General features: G+C 61.7%; 16 protein-coding genes and 1 tRNA gene. 14 read left to right on the top strand and 3 right to left on the bottom strand.

Annotated features, from left to right (window positions below; genetic code table 11):
• Positions 1-47: 47 nt before the first annotated feature.
• The 4 genes from ACQ66M_RS02760 to glpK all read left to right on the top strand — a co-directional run bounded on the left by ACQ66M_RS02760 (position 48) and on the right by glpK (position 5072).
• Entirely contained in the window at positions 48-653 is a 606-nt protein-coding gene (locus ACQ66M_RS02760) for a TetR/AcrR family transcriptional regulator (protein ID WP_430401697.1), read from the top strand.
• Between the two features lie 96 nt (positions 654-749).
• Entirely contained in the window at positions 750-1748 is a 999-nt protein-coding gene (locus ACQ66M_RS02755; protein WP_430401695.1) for an NAD(P)H-dependent flavin oxidoreductase, read from the top strand.
• A gap of 407 nt (positions 1749-2155) precedes the next feature.
• A complete protein-coding gene (locus tag ACQ66M_RS02750) occupies positions 2156-3520 on the top strand; it encodes an amidase family protein (protein WP_430401693.1) in 1365 nt (454 codons plus the stop codon).
• 64 nt (positions 3521-3584) lie between these two features.
• Entirely contained in the window at positions 3585-5072 is a 1488-nt protein-coding gene (gene glpK, locus ACQ66M_RS02745; protein ID WP_430401691.1) for a glycerol kinase GlpK, read from the top strand.
• Between the two features lie 101 nt (positions 5073-5173).
• Here glpK and ACQ66M_RS02740 read toward each other — a convergent pair whose 3' ends face one another.
• Positions 5174-8164 (bottom strand): TonB-dependent receptor plug domain-containing protein, encoded by a 2991-nt coding sequence (locus ACQ66M_RS02740; protein WP_430401689.1) that lies wholly within the window; start codon positions 8162-8164, stop codon positions 5174-5176.
• 312 nt (positions 8165-8476) lie between these two features.
• Between ACQ66M_RS02740 and ACQ66M_RS02735 the strand changes: the two genes are divergently transcribed.
• A complete protein-coding gene (locus ACQ66M_RS02735; protein ID WP_430401687.1) occupies positions 8477-10495 on the top strand; it encodes an alpha/beta hydrolase family protein in 2019 nt (672 codons plus the stop codon).
• Positions 10496-10710: 215 nt separating this feature from the next.
• On the opposite strand, the gene ACQ66M_RS02730 is transcribed toward ACQ66M_RS02735, so the two are convergent.
• Positions 10711-10785: transfer RNA gene (locus ACQ66M_RS02730), tRNA-Thr, on the bottom strand.
• A gap of 42 nt (positions 10786-10827) precedes the next feature.
• Between ACQ66M_RS02730 and ACQ66M_RS02725 the strand changes: the two genes are divergently transcribed.
• The 6 genes from ACQ66M_RS02725 (at position 10828) to ACQ66M_RS02700 (ending at position 15817) form a co-directional block, all read left to right on the top strand.
• Positions 10828-11001: a hypothetical protein gene (locus ACQ66M_RS02725; protein WP_430401685.1), complete on the top strand. Its 174-nt coding sequence runs from the start codon at positions 10828-10830 to the stop codon at positions 10999-11001.
• A complete protein-coding gene (locus tag ACQ66M_RS02720) occupies positions 10998-12206 on the top strand; it encodes a cytochrome P450 (protein WP_430401683.1) in 1209 nt (402 codons plus the stop codon). The genes ACQ66M_RS02725 and ACQ66M_RS02720 overlap by 4 nt, the downstream gene beginning before the upstream one ends.
• A gap of 91 nt (positions 12207-12297) precedes the next feature.
• Positions 12298-13578 carry a UDP-N-acetylglucosamine 1-carboxyvinyltransferase gene (gene murA / locus ACQ66M_RS02715; RefSeq protein WP_350171210.1) on the top strand — a complete coding sequence of 427 codons (1281 nt, stop codon included), beginning with the start codon at positions 12298-12300 and terminating at the stop codon, positions 13576-13578.
• Positions 13579-13587: 9 nt separating this feature from the next.
• Entirely contained in the window at positions 13588-14040 is a 453-nt protein-coding gene (locus ACQ66M_RS02710; RefSeq protein ID WP_350171211.1) for a DUF2948 family protein, read from the top strand.
• Positions 14041-15348 carry a histidinol dehydrogenase gene (gene hisD, locus ACQ66M_RS02705; RefSeq protein ID WP_430401681.1) on the top strand — a complete coding sequence of 436 codons (1308 nt, stop codon included), beginning with the start codon at positions 14041-14043 and terminating at the stop codon, positions 15346-15348. It abuts the gene before it with no gap.
• Positions 15341-15817 carry a UPF0262 family protein gene (locus ACQ66M_RS02700; protein ID WP_430401679.1) on the top strand — a complete coding sequence of 159 codons (477 nt, stop codon included), beginning with the start codon at positions 15341-15343 and terminating at the stop codon, positions 15815-15817. The genes hisD and ACQ66M_RS02700 overlap by 8 nt, the downstream gene beginning before the upstream one ends.
• Before the next feature lie 12 nt (positions 15818-15829).
• Here the strand turns inward: ACQ66M_RS02700 and ACQ66M_RS02695 are convergent, their stop codons facing one another.
• A complete protein-coding gene (locus ACQ66M_RS02695; RefSeq protein WP_350171214.1) occupies positions 15830-16363 on the bottom strand; it encodes a hypothetical protein in 534 nt (177 codons plus the stop codon).
• Positions 16364-16521: 158 nt separating this feature from the next.
• Here ACQ66M_RS02695 and infA point away from each other — a divergent pair, with 158 nt between their 5' ends.
• The 3 genes from infA (at position 16522) to ACQ66M_RS02680 (ending at position 18100) form a co-directional block, all read left to right on the top strand.
• On the top strand, positions 16522-16740 hold the full coding sequence (gene infA, locus ACQ66M_RS02690; RefSeq protein ID WP_045654549.1) for a translation initiation factor IF-1: 219 nt from the start codon (positions 16522-16524) through the stop codon (positions 16738-16740).
• A 6-nt stretch (positions 16741-16746) separates the two neighbouring features.
• Positions 16747-17325 carry a Maf family protein gene (locus tag ACQ66M_RS02685; RefSeq protein ID WP_430401677.1) on the top strand — a complete coding sequence of 193 codons (579 nt, stop codon included), beginning with the start codon at positions 16747-16749 and terminating at the stop codon, positions 17323-17325.
• Between the two features lie 115 nt (positions 17326-17440).
• Positions 17441-18100 carry a potassium channel family protein gene (locus ACQ66M_RS02680; protein ID WP_350171216.1) on the top strand — a complete coding sequence of 220 codons (660 nt, stop codon included), beginning with the start codon at positions 17441-17443 and terminating at the stop codon, positions 18098-18100.
• Positions 18101-18105 lie beyond the last annotated feature (5 nt).

Raw genomic sequence — 18105 nt, 5'->3', positions numbered from 1 at the left:
AAAACTCCGGGGTTGAAACGTAGGCAAATAATGTTTACAGCACTAACATGAACGCGAAAGATAACACTGTCAACATGGGTTCGTCCAAGGGCGGGTACCATCATGGCGACCTGCGGGTTGCCCTGATCGAGACCGGTCTGAGGCGGCTCGAACAAGGCAGCGCCGAAAGCCTGAGCCTGCGCGAGATCGCACGCGACATTGGCGTCAGCGCGACGGCGATCTATCGCCATTTCCCGGACAAGGACTCGCTGCTGGCGGCGCTGGCAGCCGAAGGGCTGGCCAAGCTCGCGCGTGAGCAGAAATTGGCGGGCGTGGCAGGAGGCAGGCAGGGCTTTGCGGAGATGGGCCGGGCGTATGTGCGCTTTGCGATGAACAATCCGGCGCTGTTTCGCCTGATCTATTCATCGCTGCCGCCGGCAGCAGACCCCAATTGCGCGAACCCGGAAGACTCGCCTGGCTGGCTGTTGCGCCAGACAGTGACTGACCTTGCCGGCCCGAACGCGACGCCCGGCCAGCGCCATGCGGCTATCCTGCGAGCATGGTCGGTGGTGCATGGCCTGGCGATGCTGATCCTCAGCGGACAGATCGCGCCGAAGGGTGTGGATCAATTGATCAATGAGGTGATCAGCGTCGACAGCCTCAAACTGGGATAGGCGGACCTGGCCTACCTGTCCCTACGTGACCGCTTGCCCCGCAGACCGGGGCACCTAGTTTCAAACCAAAGTCCATCAATCTTGTGAGGAAATTCCATGGCCCTGCCACCCGTCCTGCAAAACCTGCGCGTGCCCGTGATCGGCTCGCCCCTGTTCATCATCTCCAACCCTGACCTGGTCATCGCCCAGTGCAAGGCGGGCGTGATCGGCAGCTTTCCGGCGCTCAATGCGCGCCCCGGCCCTGTGCTGGACGAATGGCTCGACAAGATCACGACGGAACTGGCCGAGTGGGACGAGAAAAACCCGGACCGCAAGTCAGCACCCTATGCCGTCAACCAGATCGTCCACAAGACGAATAACCGCCTCGATCATGATGTTGAAATGTGCGTGAAGTGGAAAGTGCCGGTCGTGATCACGTCGCTGGGCGCACGTCAGGAAGTGAATGATGCGATTCATTCCTATGGCGGTATCGTGATGCATGACATCATCAACATCGTCTTCGCACACAAGGCGCTGGAGAAAGGTGCAGACGGCCTGATCGCGGTCGCGAGCGGCGCGGGCGGCCATGCGGGCACTCTGTCCCCCTTCGCGCTGATCCAGGAAATCCGCCAGTTCTTCGACGGGCCGCTGGCCCTGTCCGGTTCGATTGCCACGGGCAATGCGGTGGCGGCCGCGCAGGCCATGGGTGCAGATTTCGGCTATATCGGTTCGGCCTTCATTGCCTGCCACGAGGCCAATGCGGTGGAAGGCTACAAGGACATGATCGTCGATTCCAAGGCGGGCGACATTGTCTATTCCAACCTGTTTACCGGCGTGCACGGCAACTATCTTGCGCCATCAATTGCCAGGGCGGGCCTCGACGCGAACAATCTGCCGGAATCTGATCCGTCAGCGATGAATTTCGGCTCCGGCGGCAATCAGGAAGCCAAGGCCTGGAAAGACATCTGGGGCTGCGGCCAGGGCATTGGCGCAATTGGGACCCGGATGTCGACCGCCGAATATGTCGATCAGCTGGAGCGCGAGTATGATGGCGCCCGCGAAGCACTGGCCAAGCGCCTGGCCTACAAGGCGGCCACGGCGTTCGCGACTGCCTGATTTCGGCGGGGCTTTACCGCTGATCCTGTCGCCCGTTCGCCTTTGACTGGAGGCGGGCGGGCTTTTTCTATCCGACCGGGACCGCGCCGGGCGCACGGCTTCCGCTTGCCGGACCTGCAGATGCAGGCGGATTGGCAGGCAAGCGAGAGGGCGCTGCAGACGGCCAATGTCGCCGGCGGACGGCAGGGCCCCAACACATGGTTTGCAGCCGAGGAGCCCATCGGCGACACTGTATCGCTGGGTGAATGCCGTGCGGGGGCTGACGCGGCCTGTCCTGGCGCTTTTATTGTGGCTGATGCCGGGGGTGGGTGTCTCCCGGGTCCGGCGCCGCAGCGCCGAGCCAGACGTGACCTGCGTTGATCCTTTGCGGTGGCGTGCTATCCTTTCTCCGAAAAGGGAGAACCGTGATGGCACCGCAGGAGATGGTGGACCTCGGTTCAGCCAGCGCAAGAGAGACGGCGAAGGCTGTACGTACAGGGATCGTAAGTGCGCAGGAGGCCTGCGAAGCGGCCATTGCGCGGATCGAGCATTTCAACGGGCCCGTCAATGCGGTTGTGGTCAGGGATTTCGACCGGGCGCTGGCGGCGGCCCGCCAGATCGACACGTCGCGCCAGCCAGATGACCCGCGCTCCCTGCTGGGCGTTCCCATGACAGTGAAGGAATCCAATGATGTCGCGGGCTTGCCGACGACATGGGGCATGGAGGCTTTCAGGGACTTGCCGGTAGAGGCCGATGCAGTCGTCGTGCAGCGCCTGAAGGCCGCCGGGGCGGTTATCCTGGGCAAGACCAACGCGCCGGTGGCGCTGGCGGACTGGCAAACCGAGAATCCCGTCTATGGGCGGACGCTGAACCCCTATGATCCGGGCCGGTCGCCCGGCGGGTCATCGGGCGGCGCCGCCGTGGCGCTGGCGACCGGCATGGTGCCGCTGGAGATCGGCTCGGACATTGGCGGGTCGATCCGCGTGCCGTCGCATATGTGTGGCGTGTTCGGGCACAAGCCGACCTATGGAATCGTGCCGACGAAGGGGCATGGCTTTCCGGGAACGGATGGGGTGGATGTGCCGCTGGCAGTGGTTGGCCCGATGGCGCGCAATGCGAGCGACCTTGTGACGGCCATGGACGTGATCGCAGGCCCGGAAGACGGCATTGGCTACAGGCTGGACCTGCCACCGCCGCGGCATGGTGCGCTGAAGGACTTTCGCGTTCTGGTGCTGGACGCGTTGCCGGGTGTCGCAGCGGATGCCGATACGCGGACGGCCGTTTCAAACCTGGCTGACAGCCTGTCCGAAGCGGGCGCGCTGGTTTCAGACAATGTCAGCATTCTGCCGCGCCTAGACACGATGCATTCTTCCTATGTGAAGATGCTGAATACCGTGATCACGCGTGGTACGCCGGGCGCAGAGCCGATGGATGCGCACACATGGATGGAACTGGTGGACGAACAGATGCGGATCATCCGCGCCTGGCGCGCCGTGTTCGACCAGTATGATGTCGTGATTGCGCCCGTGTTCAGTACGCCGGCCTTTCCTTATCAGACCGACCCGAACTGGGCCAAGCGGACCCTGATGGTCGATGGGGTACCGCAGCCCTACGGCGCGCAACTGGCCTGGGCGGGACTGGCGACCTTCCCCGGCCTGCCTGCAACCTGCGTGCCGGTGGCGAAGAGTTCCGGGAGCCTGCCGATTGGGCTGCAGCTAATCGGTGCGCCCTTTGGTGACTGGACGACGCTGGCCCTGGCGCAGCTCATGGAATCTTCCGGACTCACGCGATAGGTGGCGCGTGATTGCGCGGCCCGGCGGGCTGGGCCAAGATCAGGCTTTGCGGGAGATGCGAGGCATGGCCAAGCCGGACAAGCTGTTAGTGATTGACGAGGGCACGACTTCGACAAGGGCGATTGTATTTGATCGTGCCTTTGCCGAGGTCGCGCTGGCCCAGCAGGACCTGACGCTCAGGTTTCCCGAAGACGGCTGGGTAGAGCAGGATGGCGAGGAAATCTGGACGCGAACGCTGGCCGTATGCCGCGAGGCGATCGCGGCGGCTGGCGGGGTTGGCGAGATAGCCGGGATCGGCATCACCAACCAGCGCGAGACGACCCTGATATGGGACAGGGCGACCGGAAAGCCGATTGCGCCCGCCATTGTGTGGCAGGACAGGCGCACGGCCCGCGTGTGCGAGACGATGAAGGCCGATGGCCACGAGCCGGCGGTGCAGGCCGAGACGGGCCTGCTGCTCGACCCGTACTTTTCCGGTACGAAGATCGGCTGGATCCTTGATTCTGTCGAGGGCGGTCGGGCGCGCGCGGAGTCGGGCGAGCTTGCCTTCGGCACGGTGGAAAGCTTTCTGATCTGGAAGCTGACCGGAGGACACGTGCACGCGACAGACGTGACGAACGCCTCTCGGACGCTGCTTTATCGCCTGGGACTGGGCGCGCAGGGCGGCTGGAGCGAGTCGATGACGCGCCTGTTCAACGTGCCGCCGGGCCTGTTGCCGGAGGTGAAGCCGAACGCTGCGGACTTCGGGATGAGCGATGACAGTCTGCTTGGCGCGGCGCTGCCGATCCTGTCAGCGGCGGGTGACCAGCAATCGGCGCTTGTGGGGCAGGGCTGTCTCGCGCCGGGCATGGCAAAGATCACATATGGCACGGGCGCCTTCCTCGTAGCGAATACGGGCACCGAGCGGCCCGATTCGCAGCACCGCCTGCTGGGCACGGTGGGCTACGAGCTGCCCGGCGGCGGGGCGATGGCGCTGGAGGGCTCGATCTTCAATGCCGGGACGGTGGTGAAATGGCTGCGCGATGATCTCGGCCTTGTCGATTCCGCCGAAGAGACCGAAAGCGTTGCGGCGGGCCTGAAGGGGAATGGCGGGGTGTATATCGTGCCGGCCTTTACCGGGCTGGGCGCGCCGCACTGGAACGCCGATGCGCGCGGTACGATAAGCGGCATCACACGGGCGACGACAGCGGCGCACCTGGTGCGCGCTGGGCTGGAATCGGCGGCCTACCAGACGCGGGACCTGCTCGACGCCTTTGCCGCCGATGGCGCGGAGATCCGCGAATTGCGGGTCGATGGCGGCATGGTGGCGAATGACTGGCTGATGCAGTTCCTGGCCGATATCTGCGACCGGCCTGTGCTGCGGCCTGATTACCGCGAGATGACGGCGCTCGGCGCGGCGGCCCTGGCGGCGATGCAGCTTGGCTGGCTGGACGCGAAAGCATGGACCGAGCGGCCCGTGCAGGGCCGGCGCTTTGAGCCGAAGATGGGCACCGGCGCGCGGGACGCCCTGATCAGGGGCTGGCAGGACGCGATGCGCAGGACGCTGGCCTGAGACGTGCGCCGCCTGCGGGGCAGCAAAGCGAACAGACTTCGGACAAAAAAAGACCGGCGGAACAGTGTTCCGCCGGTCTCTGTTTTCTGGCGTTCGTTTAACTAGAACTTCTTGCTCACGTTCACGAAGGCACGGCGACCACGGATGTCGTAACCCGTTGCATTGACCGGCGTGTTACCGGCGCTCAGCTGAACGATGTCAGACACTTGTGGTGGGTGCTCGTCGAAGATGTTGCGGACACCGCCCGTGATCGTCCACGTGTCACCCGTCCAGCGGACGGACAGACCGTGCGTGAACTGTGCTTCAGTGTAGACCTTGTAGAGGCCTGTCAGAGCGAAGTACGCCTGCGGGTCGTTATAGTCGGCCGCAAAGTAGCGGTTGTCATCCTGACGACCGATGAAATCGGTGAACCAGGTGTAAGTCCAGTCGCCACGGTCAAGGCGGACGGACGCATCACCAACGACGCTCGGGAAGCCGATGGTGCCGTTGAAGTCATTGTCCGTAACGCCTGAAACGAAGTCGGAACCGAACACGTTGATGTAACGCTCGAGTGCCCAGTTGATGGAGCCCTCGGCGATCACCGTGCCGAAGTTGAACTCGTTCGTGTAACGGACCTCAAGGTCGATACCCGCTTGCGACTGGGCATCAACGTTAAGGGTTGGGGCCTGAATGTTGTCAACATTATAGGCACCAATCGTTGCCGTGCCGGGGGCACGTTCGAACAGGTCACAGAAATCGTTCGGGTAGACTGTGGTTGCATAACAGCCACCAACGATCTGAGCAGCCGAGAGGCTGGTGATCTGGTCCTGAATCTCGATCTCGTAATAGTCGACAGCGATGTTCAGGTCAGCGAAGGTTGGCGTCCAGATGAGACCAGCCGTGAACGTGTCACCGGTCTCTGGCTCAAGCAGCTCGCCGCCACCGGACGTGACCACAAGCGCAGAAGAACCGGCGCCGGTGTAATTGTCCGGAACACCCGCAGCCGCACAGTTTGCGCGGATGTTGGGGTTGGTGCTGTCAGCCCAGTTGATGCACGGGTCGATAACCGTCTGGCTCTGGAAGCCGGTCTGGTCTTCCAGGAACAGCTCAAACAGAGCCGGTGCACGGTAGGATGTACCGTAGCTGGAACGCGCACGGAAAGTTGGCGTGATCTGCCAGTTCAGGCCGACCTTGTAGATCGAACCCGATCCGCCGATGTCGTAGTCAAATGCACGGACGGAGCCCGAGAATTCAACATCTTCAGCGAGTGGAGCGCCCTTAAGCAGCGGCACGCTGATTTCGGCGAAAACTTCCGAAACGCTGTTCGTGCCTTTCGTCGGGCCTGCAGTTGACGAGCCCCAGATGTCGCCACCCTGGGTGAGAACACCCGGCTGATCGTCAATCGAGAACTCGCGATACTCTGCACCCAGACCAAGACCCAGAGGGCCGGCTGGCAGTTCGAACACTTCACCCGCGAGAACGGCCGTGAAGGTCGTTTGCTCGTAAATGGTGCTGCCGGTCTGGTAACCGCCAATTGCGGCTACGAGATCATTCGATGCGACGCCTGAGAGAATGTCAGGGTTCAGGAAGTCGATGCTTGGCGGAGCGATCGTGTCGGCAAGGCCATCGCCATCAACGTCTGCAACGCCATCAAAGTTCCAGTCGCCCGACTTCGAGAGAAGGATCTCGTTGCCGCCATAGCTGCCTTCGCCACGCGAATAGCTGCCATCGATCTTCCACGACCAGTCGTCGAGAAAACCGGGTGCAAAGCCGCCGGAAAGCGAAGAGCTTGCATAGTAATAGTCGAGCTTGATGTCATCGACCGTTGGGAATGGCGCAACGATCTGCACCAATCCGCCTGCTGCGTTATCATAAGCCGGATCATCGATGTAGCCACAGAACCCACACTGGGAACCAGACCCGACGACCGGGAAGAACTGGCGCCAGCCTTCGACATTCGTTTCGCGACGGCTGAACAGCAGTTCCGTGTCCCAGGCGATGCCGCCCAGTTCCACGTCAGCTGTACCGAAGAGCGAGATGTTCTCGTTGCGCGGGATGAAATCGCGGTTGTCGAGGAACTCACCGTCCAGATAGTCTTCGAAGAAGGCAACGCCGTCAGCCGTGTAACCCGTGCCAACGCGCGGCCGGTAGCCTGGTACGCTGACGCCATTGACGGTGGCAATCGTTGTGCCGTTAGGTGACGGGACAAGTCGTTGACCCGAAAATGCGTCGATGACCGTATTGTAGTACAGATTGTTACAGTTCTGGGTTGGGCGAAGGCCTTGTGCCGAGAAATTCTGGCGATCAATCAGGCCCGTACCGTCGGGGCTGTTCACATAGTCGCGCGAACAGTCAAGATAGTCGCGCTCGCTTGTGTCCAGCTCCTCGGACAGACGGTATTCAGCCGAGATTGTGAAGTCAGCAAAATCACCCAGCTGGAAACCGTAGGCACCGCTGAGCGAATATTGCTCGCCGCCGGAGTCGAATGGGCGGGTCGTCTGGGCGTTCAGTTCGAGGCTGTCGACCGAGTCACGTGTGATGATGTTGACAACACCACACACAGCGTCCGAACCGTAGATGGTCGATGCGCCGTCCTTCAGGACTTCAATACGCGAAATGATCGACTGTGGCAGAACGTTGAGGTCGAGCGCGGCGATGGAACCGCGCGTACCGGCCGGACCGGGACGCTTGCCGTCGACCAGGACCAGGGTGCGGGTATCACCGCAACCGCGAAGGTCGATGGTCTGGGCACCGATGCCGCCATTCGTGACGAAGTTCTGGAACGTGTTGTTCAGCTGCGTCGAACCGGAAGCGAGCGAAGAGCCCTGCAGGATGGCAGCCGTATCGACGAGACCTTCCAGGGTCGCGACCTCAGCGGTGATAACCTGAATTGGCGACGAGGATGCGAAGTTGTCGCGTGCGAGCAGCGAGCCGGTAACAACAATCTTTTCCTGACGCGCTTCGCCTTCTGTTACATCTTCCTCTATGACCGAGATGACGGCGTCGTCTTCGGTCGTTGTATCTGTTTCCTGCGCATTTGCTGCGCCTGTCAGGACCAGCGCGCTAACTGCGACGCTGCTGAAGACAGAATGACGAATGGATCGTCTTTTCATTGAAAATACCCCTAACTATTGACCTCAAGATTACTTCGCTGGCGCACACGCCAGCAACCCCGATAGATTTCTCCGGGCCCAAAAACAGGTTGAGCCGCTTGAATAGGTCCTGACAAGGCCTATGTGACAGAATCTTAATGAGGTGGACATTTCCACCCTTAGGGTGTGATTTTTCGGCAACAATTTGCCTCAGCGTACCGAGCGCCCTAATCTTAACGTTATGGCGGAATTCGCAGCTGCGGCGTGCATGGCGCACTTGACGTGGGCGAGCCCGGAAAATACTGCAGTTACTTCACTTTGGAGGAATAAACGATGTTGAAACGCTTCGTCGCGGTGGGTTCCGCCGCGCTAATCGCCAGCGCCCTCGTCGCGCAAGCCAAGCCTCTTTCAAGCGAAGATTTTTCCAAACATCCTAATGTTTCAAGTGTTTCCATGTCGCTTGAAGGCGACATGCTGGTCGGTGTGATCGCCGATCCGTCCAAAAAAGGCGAAACGCGCGCCGCAGCTTATTGGGACATTTCCGGCAAGATTGACACGACAAAGCCGCTCGTCCCCTCGGCCATTACGCCCTCCAGCGGCAAGACCATGTTCTTCGCGGCATCAGCGCTGAAGGACAGGAAGTCGCTCTGGTTTACCGTCCAGCCCTATATCGGCGCGCTGTATGGCTGCGGTGAAGGCCGCGATACGGGCGCGACAAAGAAATACCTCCAGAAGGCCTATATGGGCAACGAGATGATCACGGAGATTGACGATCTTCCCTCGGGCCGTGCGGAAGTCGGCGCCAACAAGGATACGCTGCGTTGTTTCGAACTCGTGGGCGAAACCGCGATCGAGACGATTCTTCCGCTCGATCCGAGCAAGATCATCATTTCGCGCGCTTCGACCAAGAACGGCACCAGCTATTTCTCGCATGACCTGGCCAATGGCCGCGAGAAATTCCTCTACAAGGCCAGCGATACCCAGGCGATCGCTGTCTCCAGCAAGGACGGCATGCCGGTTGCCCGCACGGAACTGGATTATTCGGGCGGCGCCTGGCGCCAGCACATCAGCCTTCCGGACGCCGATGGCAAGTTCAGCCGTGAGGACGCCCTGTCGACTGACATTTCCAATCGCTACACGATGAATGTTGTCGGCCGCCAGAACGGAACCGGCAAGTATTTCGTCATTACCGACAAGTTCTCGGACAAGACCTCGGTCTACCTTTATGATGCGGGCGCCAACACGTTCAGCGACACGGCCGTGCTCGCGCATCCCGAATTTGACATCACCAACCTGATCTTCTCGCAGCGCGAACAGGATTTCGGTGAGCTTCTCGGCTTCGTCTATGACGGCGCTCAAAGCACCACCTATTGGCTGGATCCTGAAATGAAGGGCATTCAGGACGGTCTCGACGCGGCGTTCCCGGGCAAGAATGTCACGCTTTCGGACTATACCGCAGACCGCAACCGCGTCCTGTTCCAGGTCTCGGCCACGAATTCACCGCCAGCCTATTACCTGCTCGTGGACAAGTCGAAAGTGGCGGTCATCGGATCAGAGCGTCCGTGGATTTCCGAGGAGTCGCTCGGCAAGGGTGAACTGGTCTACTACCCGGCGCGTGACGGCATGAAAATTCCGGCCCTGATCACCTATCCGGCCGGCTTCAAGGAAGGCGACAAGGCGAAGGGCGCCATTCTGGTGCCTCATGGCGGGCCGTGGGCACGCGACTATGCCGGGTTCGATTCGTCCGGCTGGACGCAGTATTTTGCGAGCCGCGGCTATATCATCATGCAACCCCAGTATCGCGGCAGCGCCGGGTGGGGACGCGAACTCTGGCTGGCCGGTGACGGCGAGTGGGGCCAGAAGATGCAGGATGACAAGGATGATGGCGCCGCCTGGCTCGTCTCGCAGGGCTATGTCGATGCCGACAAGATTGCGATCCACGGCTATTCCTATGGCGGGTTTGCCGCGATTGCCGCGTCCGTCCGCCCGAACAGCCCTTACCAGTGTGCCATCGCCGGTGCCGGTGTGGGCAACCTGGCCAAGCTGTCGAATGAATGGGGCGACAATCGCATCCAGCGCATCGTTCAGGGCGACACGGTCAAGGGCATGGATCCGCAGCAGAACACCGACAAGGTGAACATTCCGATCCTGATCTATCACGGCGACTATGACGTCCGGGTGCCGATCTTCCACAGCCGCGATTTCTACAATGGGATCAAGGACCGTCAGCCTGACAGCGAATTCATCGTCTACAAGCAGATGGGTCACCAGGGAAACAAGTGGCTGCCTGAGCACAAGGGCGACATCCTGAAACAGATCGATCGGTTCCTGACCACGACGTGCAACATGTAGGTCAGGTCAGTGGCCAAGGCATGTGTCCCGTTGGGCCATGCAAGTTCAAAGACGTCCCGGTGCCCAGGCATCGGGACGTTTTGCGTTTCATGGAGGAGCTGGAACAGCATGCCCAATGCCGCCACGACCCGCTTCACGACGAGGCAGGGGCAGGTTCGCATGGACTTTGATGAAAGCCGCCATCGTGGCACAAGGCGAAGGATACACCCGGAAACTGGTGCCGCGAGGGAGAATTGAACTCCCGACCTCGTCATTACCAATGACGCGCTCTACCACTGAGCTACCGCGGCGTTGCCGTTTGCAAATCGCGGCTTTAGCTTATGACTTACCAGATGAAAAGACCGTTTAGCCGCGAAAAGCTGTTGGAAATGTCCCACACGCCGAAAGACCCTGAAAAAGCCGCCCGTCGTGCCGAAGCGCTGCGAGCGAACCTGAAGCGTCGCAAGGCCGCCGCGCGCAAGGCGAAGGACGAGCCGCCGCCACCGGCAGACGGCAAGCGCGAGTGAACCGGCCGGACCTGTCGTCGCAGGCGTTCAGGCGCTCGCCCCACGCGACGCTGGCGCGGCTGGTTGCAGATGGGCCATTTTGCGAAATCAGGCTGCCCTTTTTCGGGCCTGTGCTGTGCGCAACGCGTCATTCAGCCATTCAGGCCCTGCTGAAGGATGCAGACCATTTCGCGGTAGATGCGCGCAATGCGGGGCACAGGTCGGCCTTTGGCCTGCCGTTCCTGCCAAAGGTTTTCCGCACGCTCGCGAACAATGTCCTCTCGCTCGACGATCCGGACCACAGGCGGCTGAGGCAGCTGGCGGACGGCCCGTTCCGGCGGGTCAGCATCGAGGCGATGCGGCCGCAGATCCAGCACGAGGTCGACCGGCTGCTCGAGGAACACATGGCCAGCGGCGACCCGGACCTTGTGGCCGGTTTCTGCCGCAAACTGCCGCTCCAGGTGATCTATACGGTGCTGGGCATGAGCGAGACGACGCGCGCCCGGTTTGATGTTGCAATGGGCGCGTTCAGCGGGGGCGAATCGCCCCTGATGCTGCTGCGCGCGGCCTTTTCGCTCAGCCCCCTGCTGAAGGCCCTGCGCAGCGAGCTTGCCGACTTGCGTGATAATCCGCGCCCCGGCCTGATGAGCGAGCTTGTCCATGCCGGGGACGCGGGCGAGCAGATGAGCGAGGACGAGCTGGTCACGATGGTGTTCATCCTGTTCGTCGCGGGCCATGAAACGACCACGCATCTGCTCTCGGCCAGCATCTATACCCTGCTGACCGAACCCTGCGCCGCAGAGACCTTTCGCAGCCTTGAGGGCGAGGCCCTGTCGGTCGCTGTCGATGAATTGATGCGATTCACTGGTCCGGTGCAGATGACGAAGCCGCGTTTCGTGCGCCAGGACATGGCATTCGAGGGCCGGGCGCTGAAAAAGGGCTGGAAGGTTGTGGGCCTGCTGGCCGCAGGAAATGTCGACCCGGACGTGTTCGACAATCCGCTGGCGCTGGACCTTGCGCGGCGTCCCAACCGTCATCTCGGTTGGGGCAGCGGACCGCACATGTGTCTCGGCCTGCACCTTGCCCGGGCTGAGGCCGAGATCGCGCTGGCCGAACTGTTCCGGCGGGCGCCGAACATGACGCTGCAAGCGCCGCCGGATGCGCTCAAATGGATCAAACGATCCGGTCTGCGGGGGCTTGAGACTCTGCCCGTCGGCCTGTCCTGAGGCGGGGGCGCCCTGAACCTGCTGCGTTTGCGCCGCATGGTTCCACAATCACGCCTTTCCCGCGCCGTGAACAAGACTATAAGTGCGCGCCATGGATAGATTGAACATCATTGGCGGCGCTCAGCTGAATGGCCGCATTCCCGTCTCCGGCGCCAAGAACTCGGCGCTGAAGCTCATGGTTGCATGCCTGCTGACCGACGAGCCCATCACACTCACCAATATGCCAAGCCTCGCGGACACGCGGTTCCTGGCGCAATTGCTGGAAACACTGGGCGTCGAGGTCTACTGGCCGAAGGGTGAGTCGACCTGTCACCTGAATGCGGCGGAGCTGAAAAGCACGATCGCGCCATATGAACAGGTGCGCAAGATGCGGGCGAGCTTCAACGTGCTTGGCCCGCTGATCGCCCGGTCGGGCCATGCGACGGTGTCGCTGCCCGGCGGCTGTGCCATCGGCGCGCGGCCGGTAGACCTGCACCTGCAGGCGCTGGAAGCCATGGGCGCGGACCTGAAAGTGGAGCAGGGCTATGTGAAGGCCGCTGCGATCCGGGGCCTCAAGGGCGCGCATATCGTGTTCTCGATGCCGAGTGTCGGGGCGACCGAACACGCAATGCTGACGGCGACGCTGGCATCCGGAGAGACGATCCTCGAAAACGCAGCGCGCGAGCCCGAGATCGAGGATCTCGCTGACTGCCTCAACAAGATGGGCGCGAAGATATCCGGCGCTGGCACGTCCATGATTCGCATCCAGGGTGTCGAAAAACTGCACGGTACGACCCATGCGGTGATGCCCGATCGTATCGAGGCAGGCACCTATGCCATGGCGGCCGCGGCGGCGGGTGGTGACGTCACGCTGGACGGTTGCCCGGTCGAGGCGCTGGGTGCGATGATCGCCAAGCTGCGCGAAGCGGGCGTCACGGTGGACGCTGACGAGGCGGCCCACACGCTGCGCATTCGCCGCAATGGCACGCGCCTGAAGGCTGTCAGTGTCTCGACCCAGCCGCATCCGGGCTTCCCGACAGACCTGCAGGCCCAGTTCATGGCTCTGATGAGCCTTGCCGACGGCACCAGCATCATCCGCGAGACGATTTTCGAGAACCGTTTCATGCATGCGCCCGAATTGTCGCGTCTTGGCGCCGACATAAATGTTCGGGGACAGGAGGCCGTGGTCAAAGGCGTGCCGCACCTGACAGGCGCACCCGTCATGGCAACCGATTTGCGCGCGTCGGTTTCGCTTGTCATTGCGGGGCTTGCCGCAGAGGGTGAGACTGTGGTGAACCGTATCTACCATCTGGACCGTGGCTTTGAGCGGCTGGAAGCAAAATTGAATGCCTGTGGCGCAACTATCCAGCGCCTGTCGGGCGAGGACGAGTAAGGGACTGGGATGTCTGAACCACAAGCGCTGCGTCTCCTGGCCGAAACGGCCGAGGACCTTCAGGTCATTGCGGCGGCTGTCCAGGACTCCGTCGTGAAGGCTGGCAGCCTGAAATACGAAGCTCGCAAGAACCGCTTCTCGCTGGAACTCAACCGCTTTCGCTGGGAAGCCGGTCAGCCCCGCGCGAAAGAGGGCGCGCGCGTGCGCTCACTGCTCGCCTTTGACGGCGTTCTGGGCGCGAAGACGCGGGCCGTTACCAAGGCCGATCCGGAACTGATCCTGTCCCTGCTTGACGTGACCTTTACCCCTGCAGACGAGCCGCCGGGCGGCATCGTCACGCTGCTGTTTGCAGGAGATGGCGAGATTACGCTGGACGCTGAAGTGCTCGACGCCACCCTGCTCGACAGCGATTATGTCTGGCCGACGCGCAACCTGCCGAGCCATGAGCGGAGGCGTCGTTAGGTGGCGCGCCGTTTCGATTCCAACGCACCTGGATTCAGGGATGCGTTTACCGCTTTCCTCGCTGAAGACCGGGGAACGGGGCATGACGTGGCCAGCATCGTGGCCAGGATCCTGAATGATGTCGAAGGGCATGGTGGCAAGGCGGTGGCTGATTACACGGCCAAGTATGACGAGCTGCAGATCGATCCAACCACGCTGGAATCCGACAATGTGAACCTGCATGCGCTGGCGGCCGACTGCCCGGCAGACCTTCGTGAAGCCATCGATTTCGCGCATGACCGGATTGCGGCCTATCACGCGGCCCAGCGCCCGGCAGACCATTCCTTTACCGACAGCGCAGGCGTCGAGCTGGGCTGGCGATGGACAGCGCTGGAAAGCGTCGGTGTCTATGTTCCCGGTGGGCGGGCGAGCTACCCCTCGTCTGTCCTGATGAACACGGTCCCGGCGAAGATTGCCGGTGTGGAGCGTATCGTCATGGTTGCGCCGGCACCGGGCGGTGAGCTGGCGCCGGCTGTGGCCTATGCCGCGCTGAAAGCGGGCGTCGATGAATTCTACCCGATCGGCGGGGCGCAGGCCGTTGGCGCGCTGGCATTCGGGGCCGGACGGCTGAAACCCGTCGACAAGATTGTCGGCCCGGGCAATGCCTTCGTGGCAGAGGCCAAGCGCCAGGTTTTCGGCCGCGTCGGTATCGATACGATTGCAGGCCCGTCGGAAATCCTGATTATCGCAGACCACACGGCCAACCCGGACTGGATCGCGGCCGATCTCCTCTCCCAGGCCGAGCATGACCCTTCCAGCCAGTCGATCCTGATCACTGTGGACGAAGCTGTGGGAAAGGCTGTGGAAATCTCTGTGGAAAACCAGTTGAAGGAATTGGCGACCGGCGAACGCGCCCGGGTTTCCTGGGAACGCCATGGCGCGATCATCACGGTGCCGGATCTTGATGTCGCCGCAGGAATTGCCAACCAGATCGCGGCGGAACACCTCGAACTCGCCATCAGTGATCCGGACGCGCTCCTGCCGCACATCCGGCACGCCGGAGCAGTCTTCCTCGGCCACCTGACGCCGGAAGCGCTCGGCGACTATGTCACCGGTTCGAACCACGTCCTGCCGACGAGCCGGGCGGCCCGGTTCGGTTCCGGCCTTGGCCTCTATGACTTCCTCAAACGGATGAGCGTCCAGCGCGTCAGCTCAAGGGGCTTTGCCGCGCTTGCGCCCGCCGCCATCAGGCTGGCAGAGGCGGAGCGCCTGCCGGCCCACGCGCGCTCGGTCTCGATCCGCACCAATCGGGGGGAGGGCGATGGGTGATAACCGGCTGATATCGGTCAGTATTGACGAAGACACGCTGGGTGCGACCAGCCCCGATGCCGAACACGAGCGCCGCGTGGCGATTTTCGACCTGATCGAGGAAAACAGTTTTGCCCTGCTGGACCATGATCGGGGCCCGTATGCACTGACCCTGTCGCAGGTCGAGCGTAAGCTGGTCTTTGCGGTCCGCGACGAGGCCGGCGAGGACGTGCACACGTTCATCCTGTCGATGGGACCGTTCCGGGGCGTGATCCGCGACTATTTCATGATCTGTGACAGTTATTATGACGCCATCCGCAACCAGACCCCGCACCAGATCGAGGCGATCGACATGGCGCGGCGCGGCGTTCACAACGAAGGCTCGGAGCTCGTCGCCGAGCGACTGGAAGGCAAGGTCGCGGTCGATTTCACCACCGCGAGGCGCCTGTTCACCCTGATCTGCGCATTGCATGCCGGGCAGACGCGGTAGGCCGCATCCGGCTCAGGTGGCAAACAGGGCTTTGGCTCTTTCCACGTCATAAGCCCGTTCGGTCAGGTCCCCGGGGTCCCATTCGCTGCGATGGATGCCGAAGAAGTCGCCGCCATAGACGTGGATAGCCCCGGTCAGTTTCTCAATAGGGTTCGTCACCGAATGAATGATGTTCTTGCCGAGCGGCGTGACATCGCCTGTCGACATTGCTTTGGCGCCAGCTGCCTCGATTCGGCCGTCCGGATCATCCTTGACTCGCCGCCAGAAGATATTGTCCTCGCGGCCGCCATAGATGCCGATCACCGCCCACATTTCGTGATTATGCGGCATCAGGGTCATGCCCGGCTTCCAGACCACATTCAGGATCGTGAGGTCATCTGCCTGATAGATCGGGAAAATGCCCCCTGCCGTCGGTTCGCCGACCGCCGCCAGCACATTTGACGGCTCGTTCAGCGCGCGTGCCACAATCTCGGTTACCGCCCTGTGAGTTGGGTCCGCACGCGCCGCCGCGCGACAATCTTCGACGAAACGATCAAGATCAAGCATGGTATCCTCCAAGGCCGACAGTCGTAAGCCTGCATGGCCCGCCGAACAACCACTAAGCCATCTGACCTTCCAAGCTTGCCGGAATCTGTGCAAAGGGCTATGGCGCGCCCTACATATGTTTCGGCGGCGCAACGGACCGCTCTGAATTTGGAGACTTCATGTCGAAAGAAGAACTGATCGAATTTGAAGGCACGGTCGTCGAACTGCTGCCGAACGCGACGTTCCGCGTCAAACTCGAGAACGAGCACGAAATCATCGCCCACACGGCAGGCAAGATGCGCAAGAACCGTATCCGCGTGCTGACTGGCGACAAGGTCATGGTTGAAATGACCCCCTACGACCTGACCAAGGGTCGCATCACCTACCGCTTCAAGTAGTATCCCATGGCGAGCTTCGGACACGCGCCGCTCATCCTTGCGAGCGCCAGTCCCCGCCGCCGGGAACTGCTCGCGCAGATCGGGATTGTCCCGGCCCGCATCGCCCCCACCGACATTGACGAAACGCGCCGCAAGGACGAGTCGCCGCGCGTACTGGCCGAACGCCTCGCCCGGGAAAAGGCGGCGGCGTGCGAGGCTGACGGCTTCGTTCTGGCGGCTGATACGGTCGTTGCGCTGGGCACACGTAACCTGGAAAAAGCCGAGGACGAAGCCGAAGCTGAGACCTTTCTGCGCCGGCTGTCCGGCCGGTCGCACCAGTGCATCACCGGGATCGCAGTAAAGGCGCCGGATGGCCGTGTACAGTCGCGCACCGTCCTGGCCAGGGTGCGGATGAAACGCCTCACCGATGAAGAAATTGCCGCCTATGTCGCCAGCGGCGAATGGCAGGGCAAGGCGGGCGGCTACGGCATCCAGGGCATGGCCGGCGCTTTCATCACGCATATCAATGGCAGCTATTCGGCGATTGTCGGCTTACCGCTGTACGAAACCAAGTCGCTGCTCGACGGGATGGGCTGGCGCGGGTGACGTGTTGCGCGATGCCGAATTGGTGGTATTTGTGCGATCTAACCGTCGAACTTTGAATGTGTTTGCGGCCAGTATCTGAACGCTCAGCTGATCCGAAACAGATAAAGAGAACAGAATGGCCAATAAACGCAGAACCGTTGGCATTATCGGATTGGGGCTGTTCGGAACCGTTCTGGCGCGCGAGCTGACCCGGATGGGCGACAGGGTCCTCGGGCTCGATAGCGACGCAAGGCGTGTGAGCAATCTGGCCGACGAAATTGATTCGGCCATGCAGGTTGATGCAACCGACCTGAAAGCGCTCAAGGAATGCGGCCTCGACGCATGCGATAGCGTCGTCGTGTCGATTGGCGAGAACATGCAGGCCAACATTCTGGCTTCGATGAATGTACAGGAAATCGGATGCAGGCAGATTTGGGTCAAGGCGCAGAGTGAAGCGCACCTCAAGATTCTGACGGCCATCGGAATCCGGGACATCGTGCGACCGGAACAGGATTTCGGGCTGCGGATTGCGCAGGTGATCCACAATCCCCGCGTTACGGACTACCTCGCCCTCGGTGGTGGACAATACGTTGCCGAGATGAAGGTGCCGGAGCAGCTCTCTGGCCATTGTGTGGGAAAGCTAAAGCTCGCACACTTTGATCTGAGATGCCTTGGCGTGTTCAGAACGGGTGCCCTGCTGGACGCTCAGCTGGAAACCATCGAGTTAGCCGCAAGCGACAGACTGCTGATCTACGGGAAACGGCCGGACCTGCGCCGTTTCGCTGACGGGTTCTAACCCGC

Source organism: Hyphomonas sp., assembly GCF_965284475.1.
Classification (GTDB): Bacteria; Pseudomonadota; Alphaproteobacteria; order Caulobacterales; family Hyphomonadaceae; genus Hyphomonas.
This window is presented reverse-complemented; position numbering and strand designations above follow the sequence as displayed.

Excerpts from the sequence above, each read along its gene's own strand:
- ACQ66M_RS02760 (WP_430401697.1), top strand. The coding sequence starts at position 48 with ATGAACGCGAAAGATAACACTGTCAACATGGGTTCGTCCAAGGGCGGG.
- ACQ66M_RS02755 (WP_430401695.1), top strand. The coding sequence starts at position 750 with ATGGCCCTGCCACCCGTCCTGCAAAACCTGCGCGTGCCCGTGATCGGC.
- ACQ66M_RS02750 (WP_430401693.1), top strand. The coding sequence starts at position 2,156 with ATGGCACCGCAGGAGATGGTGGACCTCGGTTCAGCCAGCGCAAGAGAG.
- glpK (WP_430401691.1), top strand. The coding sequence starts at position 3,585 with ATGGCCAAGCCGGACAAGCTGTTAGTGATTGACGAGGGCACGACTTCG.
- ACQ66M_RS02740 (WP_430401689.1), bottom strand. The coding sequence starts at position 8,164 with ATGAAAAGACGATCCATTCGTCATTCTGTCTTCAGCAGCGTCGCAGTT.
- ACQ66M_RS02735 (WP_430401687.1), top strand. The coding sequence starts at position 8,477 with ATGTTGAAACGCTTCGTCGCGGTGGGTTCCGCCGCGCTAATCGCCAGC.
- ACQ66M_RS02725 (WP_430401685.1), top strand. The coding sequence starts at position 10,828 with ATGAAAAGACCGTTTAGCCGCGAAAAGCTGTTGGAAATGTCCCACACG.
- murA (WP_350171210.1), top strand. The coding sequence starts at position 12,298 with ATGGATAGATTGAACATCATTGGCGGCGCTCAGCTGAATGGCCGCATT.
- ACQ66M_RS02710 (WP_350171211.1), top strand. The coding sequence starts at position 13,588 with ATGTCTGAACCACAAGCGCTGCGTCTCCTGGCCGAAACGGCCGAGGAC.
- ACQ66M_RS02700 (WP_430401679.1), top strand. The coding sequence starts at position 15,341 with ATGGGTGATAACCGGCTGATATCGGTCAGTATTGACGAAGACACGCTG.
- ACQ66M_RS02695 (WP_350171214.1), bottom strand. The coding sequence starts at position 16,363 with ATGCTTGATCTTGATCGTTTCGTCGAAGATTGTCGCGCGGCGGCGCGT.
- infA (WP_045654549.1), top strand. The coding sequence starts at position 16,522 with ATGTCGAAAGAAGAACTGATCGAATTTGAAGGCACGGTCGTCGAACTG.
- ACQ66M_RS02685 (WP_430401677.1), top strand. The coding sequence starts at position 16,747 with ATGGCGAGCTTCGGACACGCGCCGCTCATCCTTGCGAGCGCCAGTCCC.
- ACQ66M_RS02680 (WP_350171216.1), top strand. The coding sequence starts at position 17,441 with ATGGCCAATAAACGCAGAACCGTTGGCATTATCGGATTGGGGCTGTTC.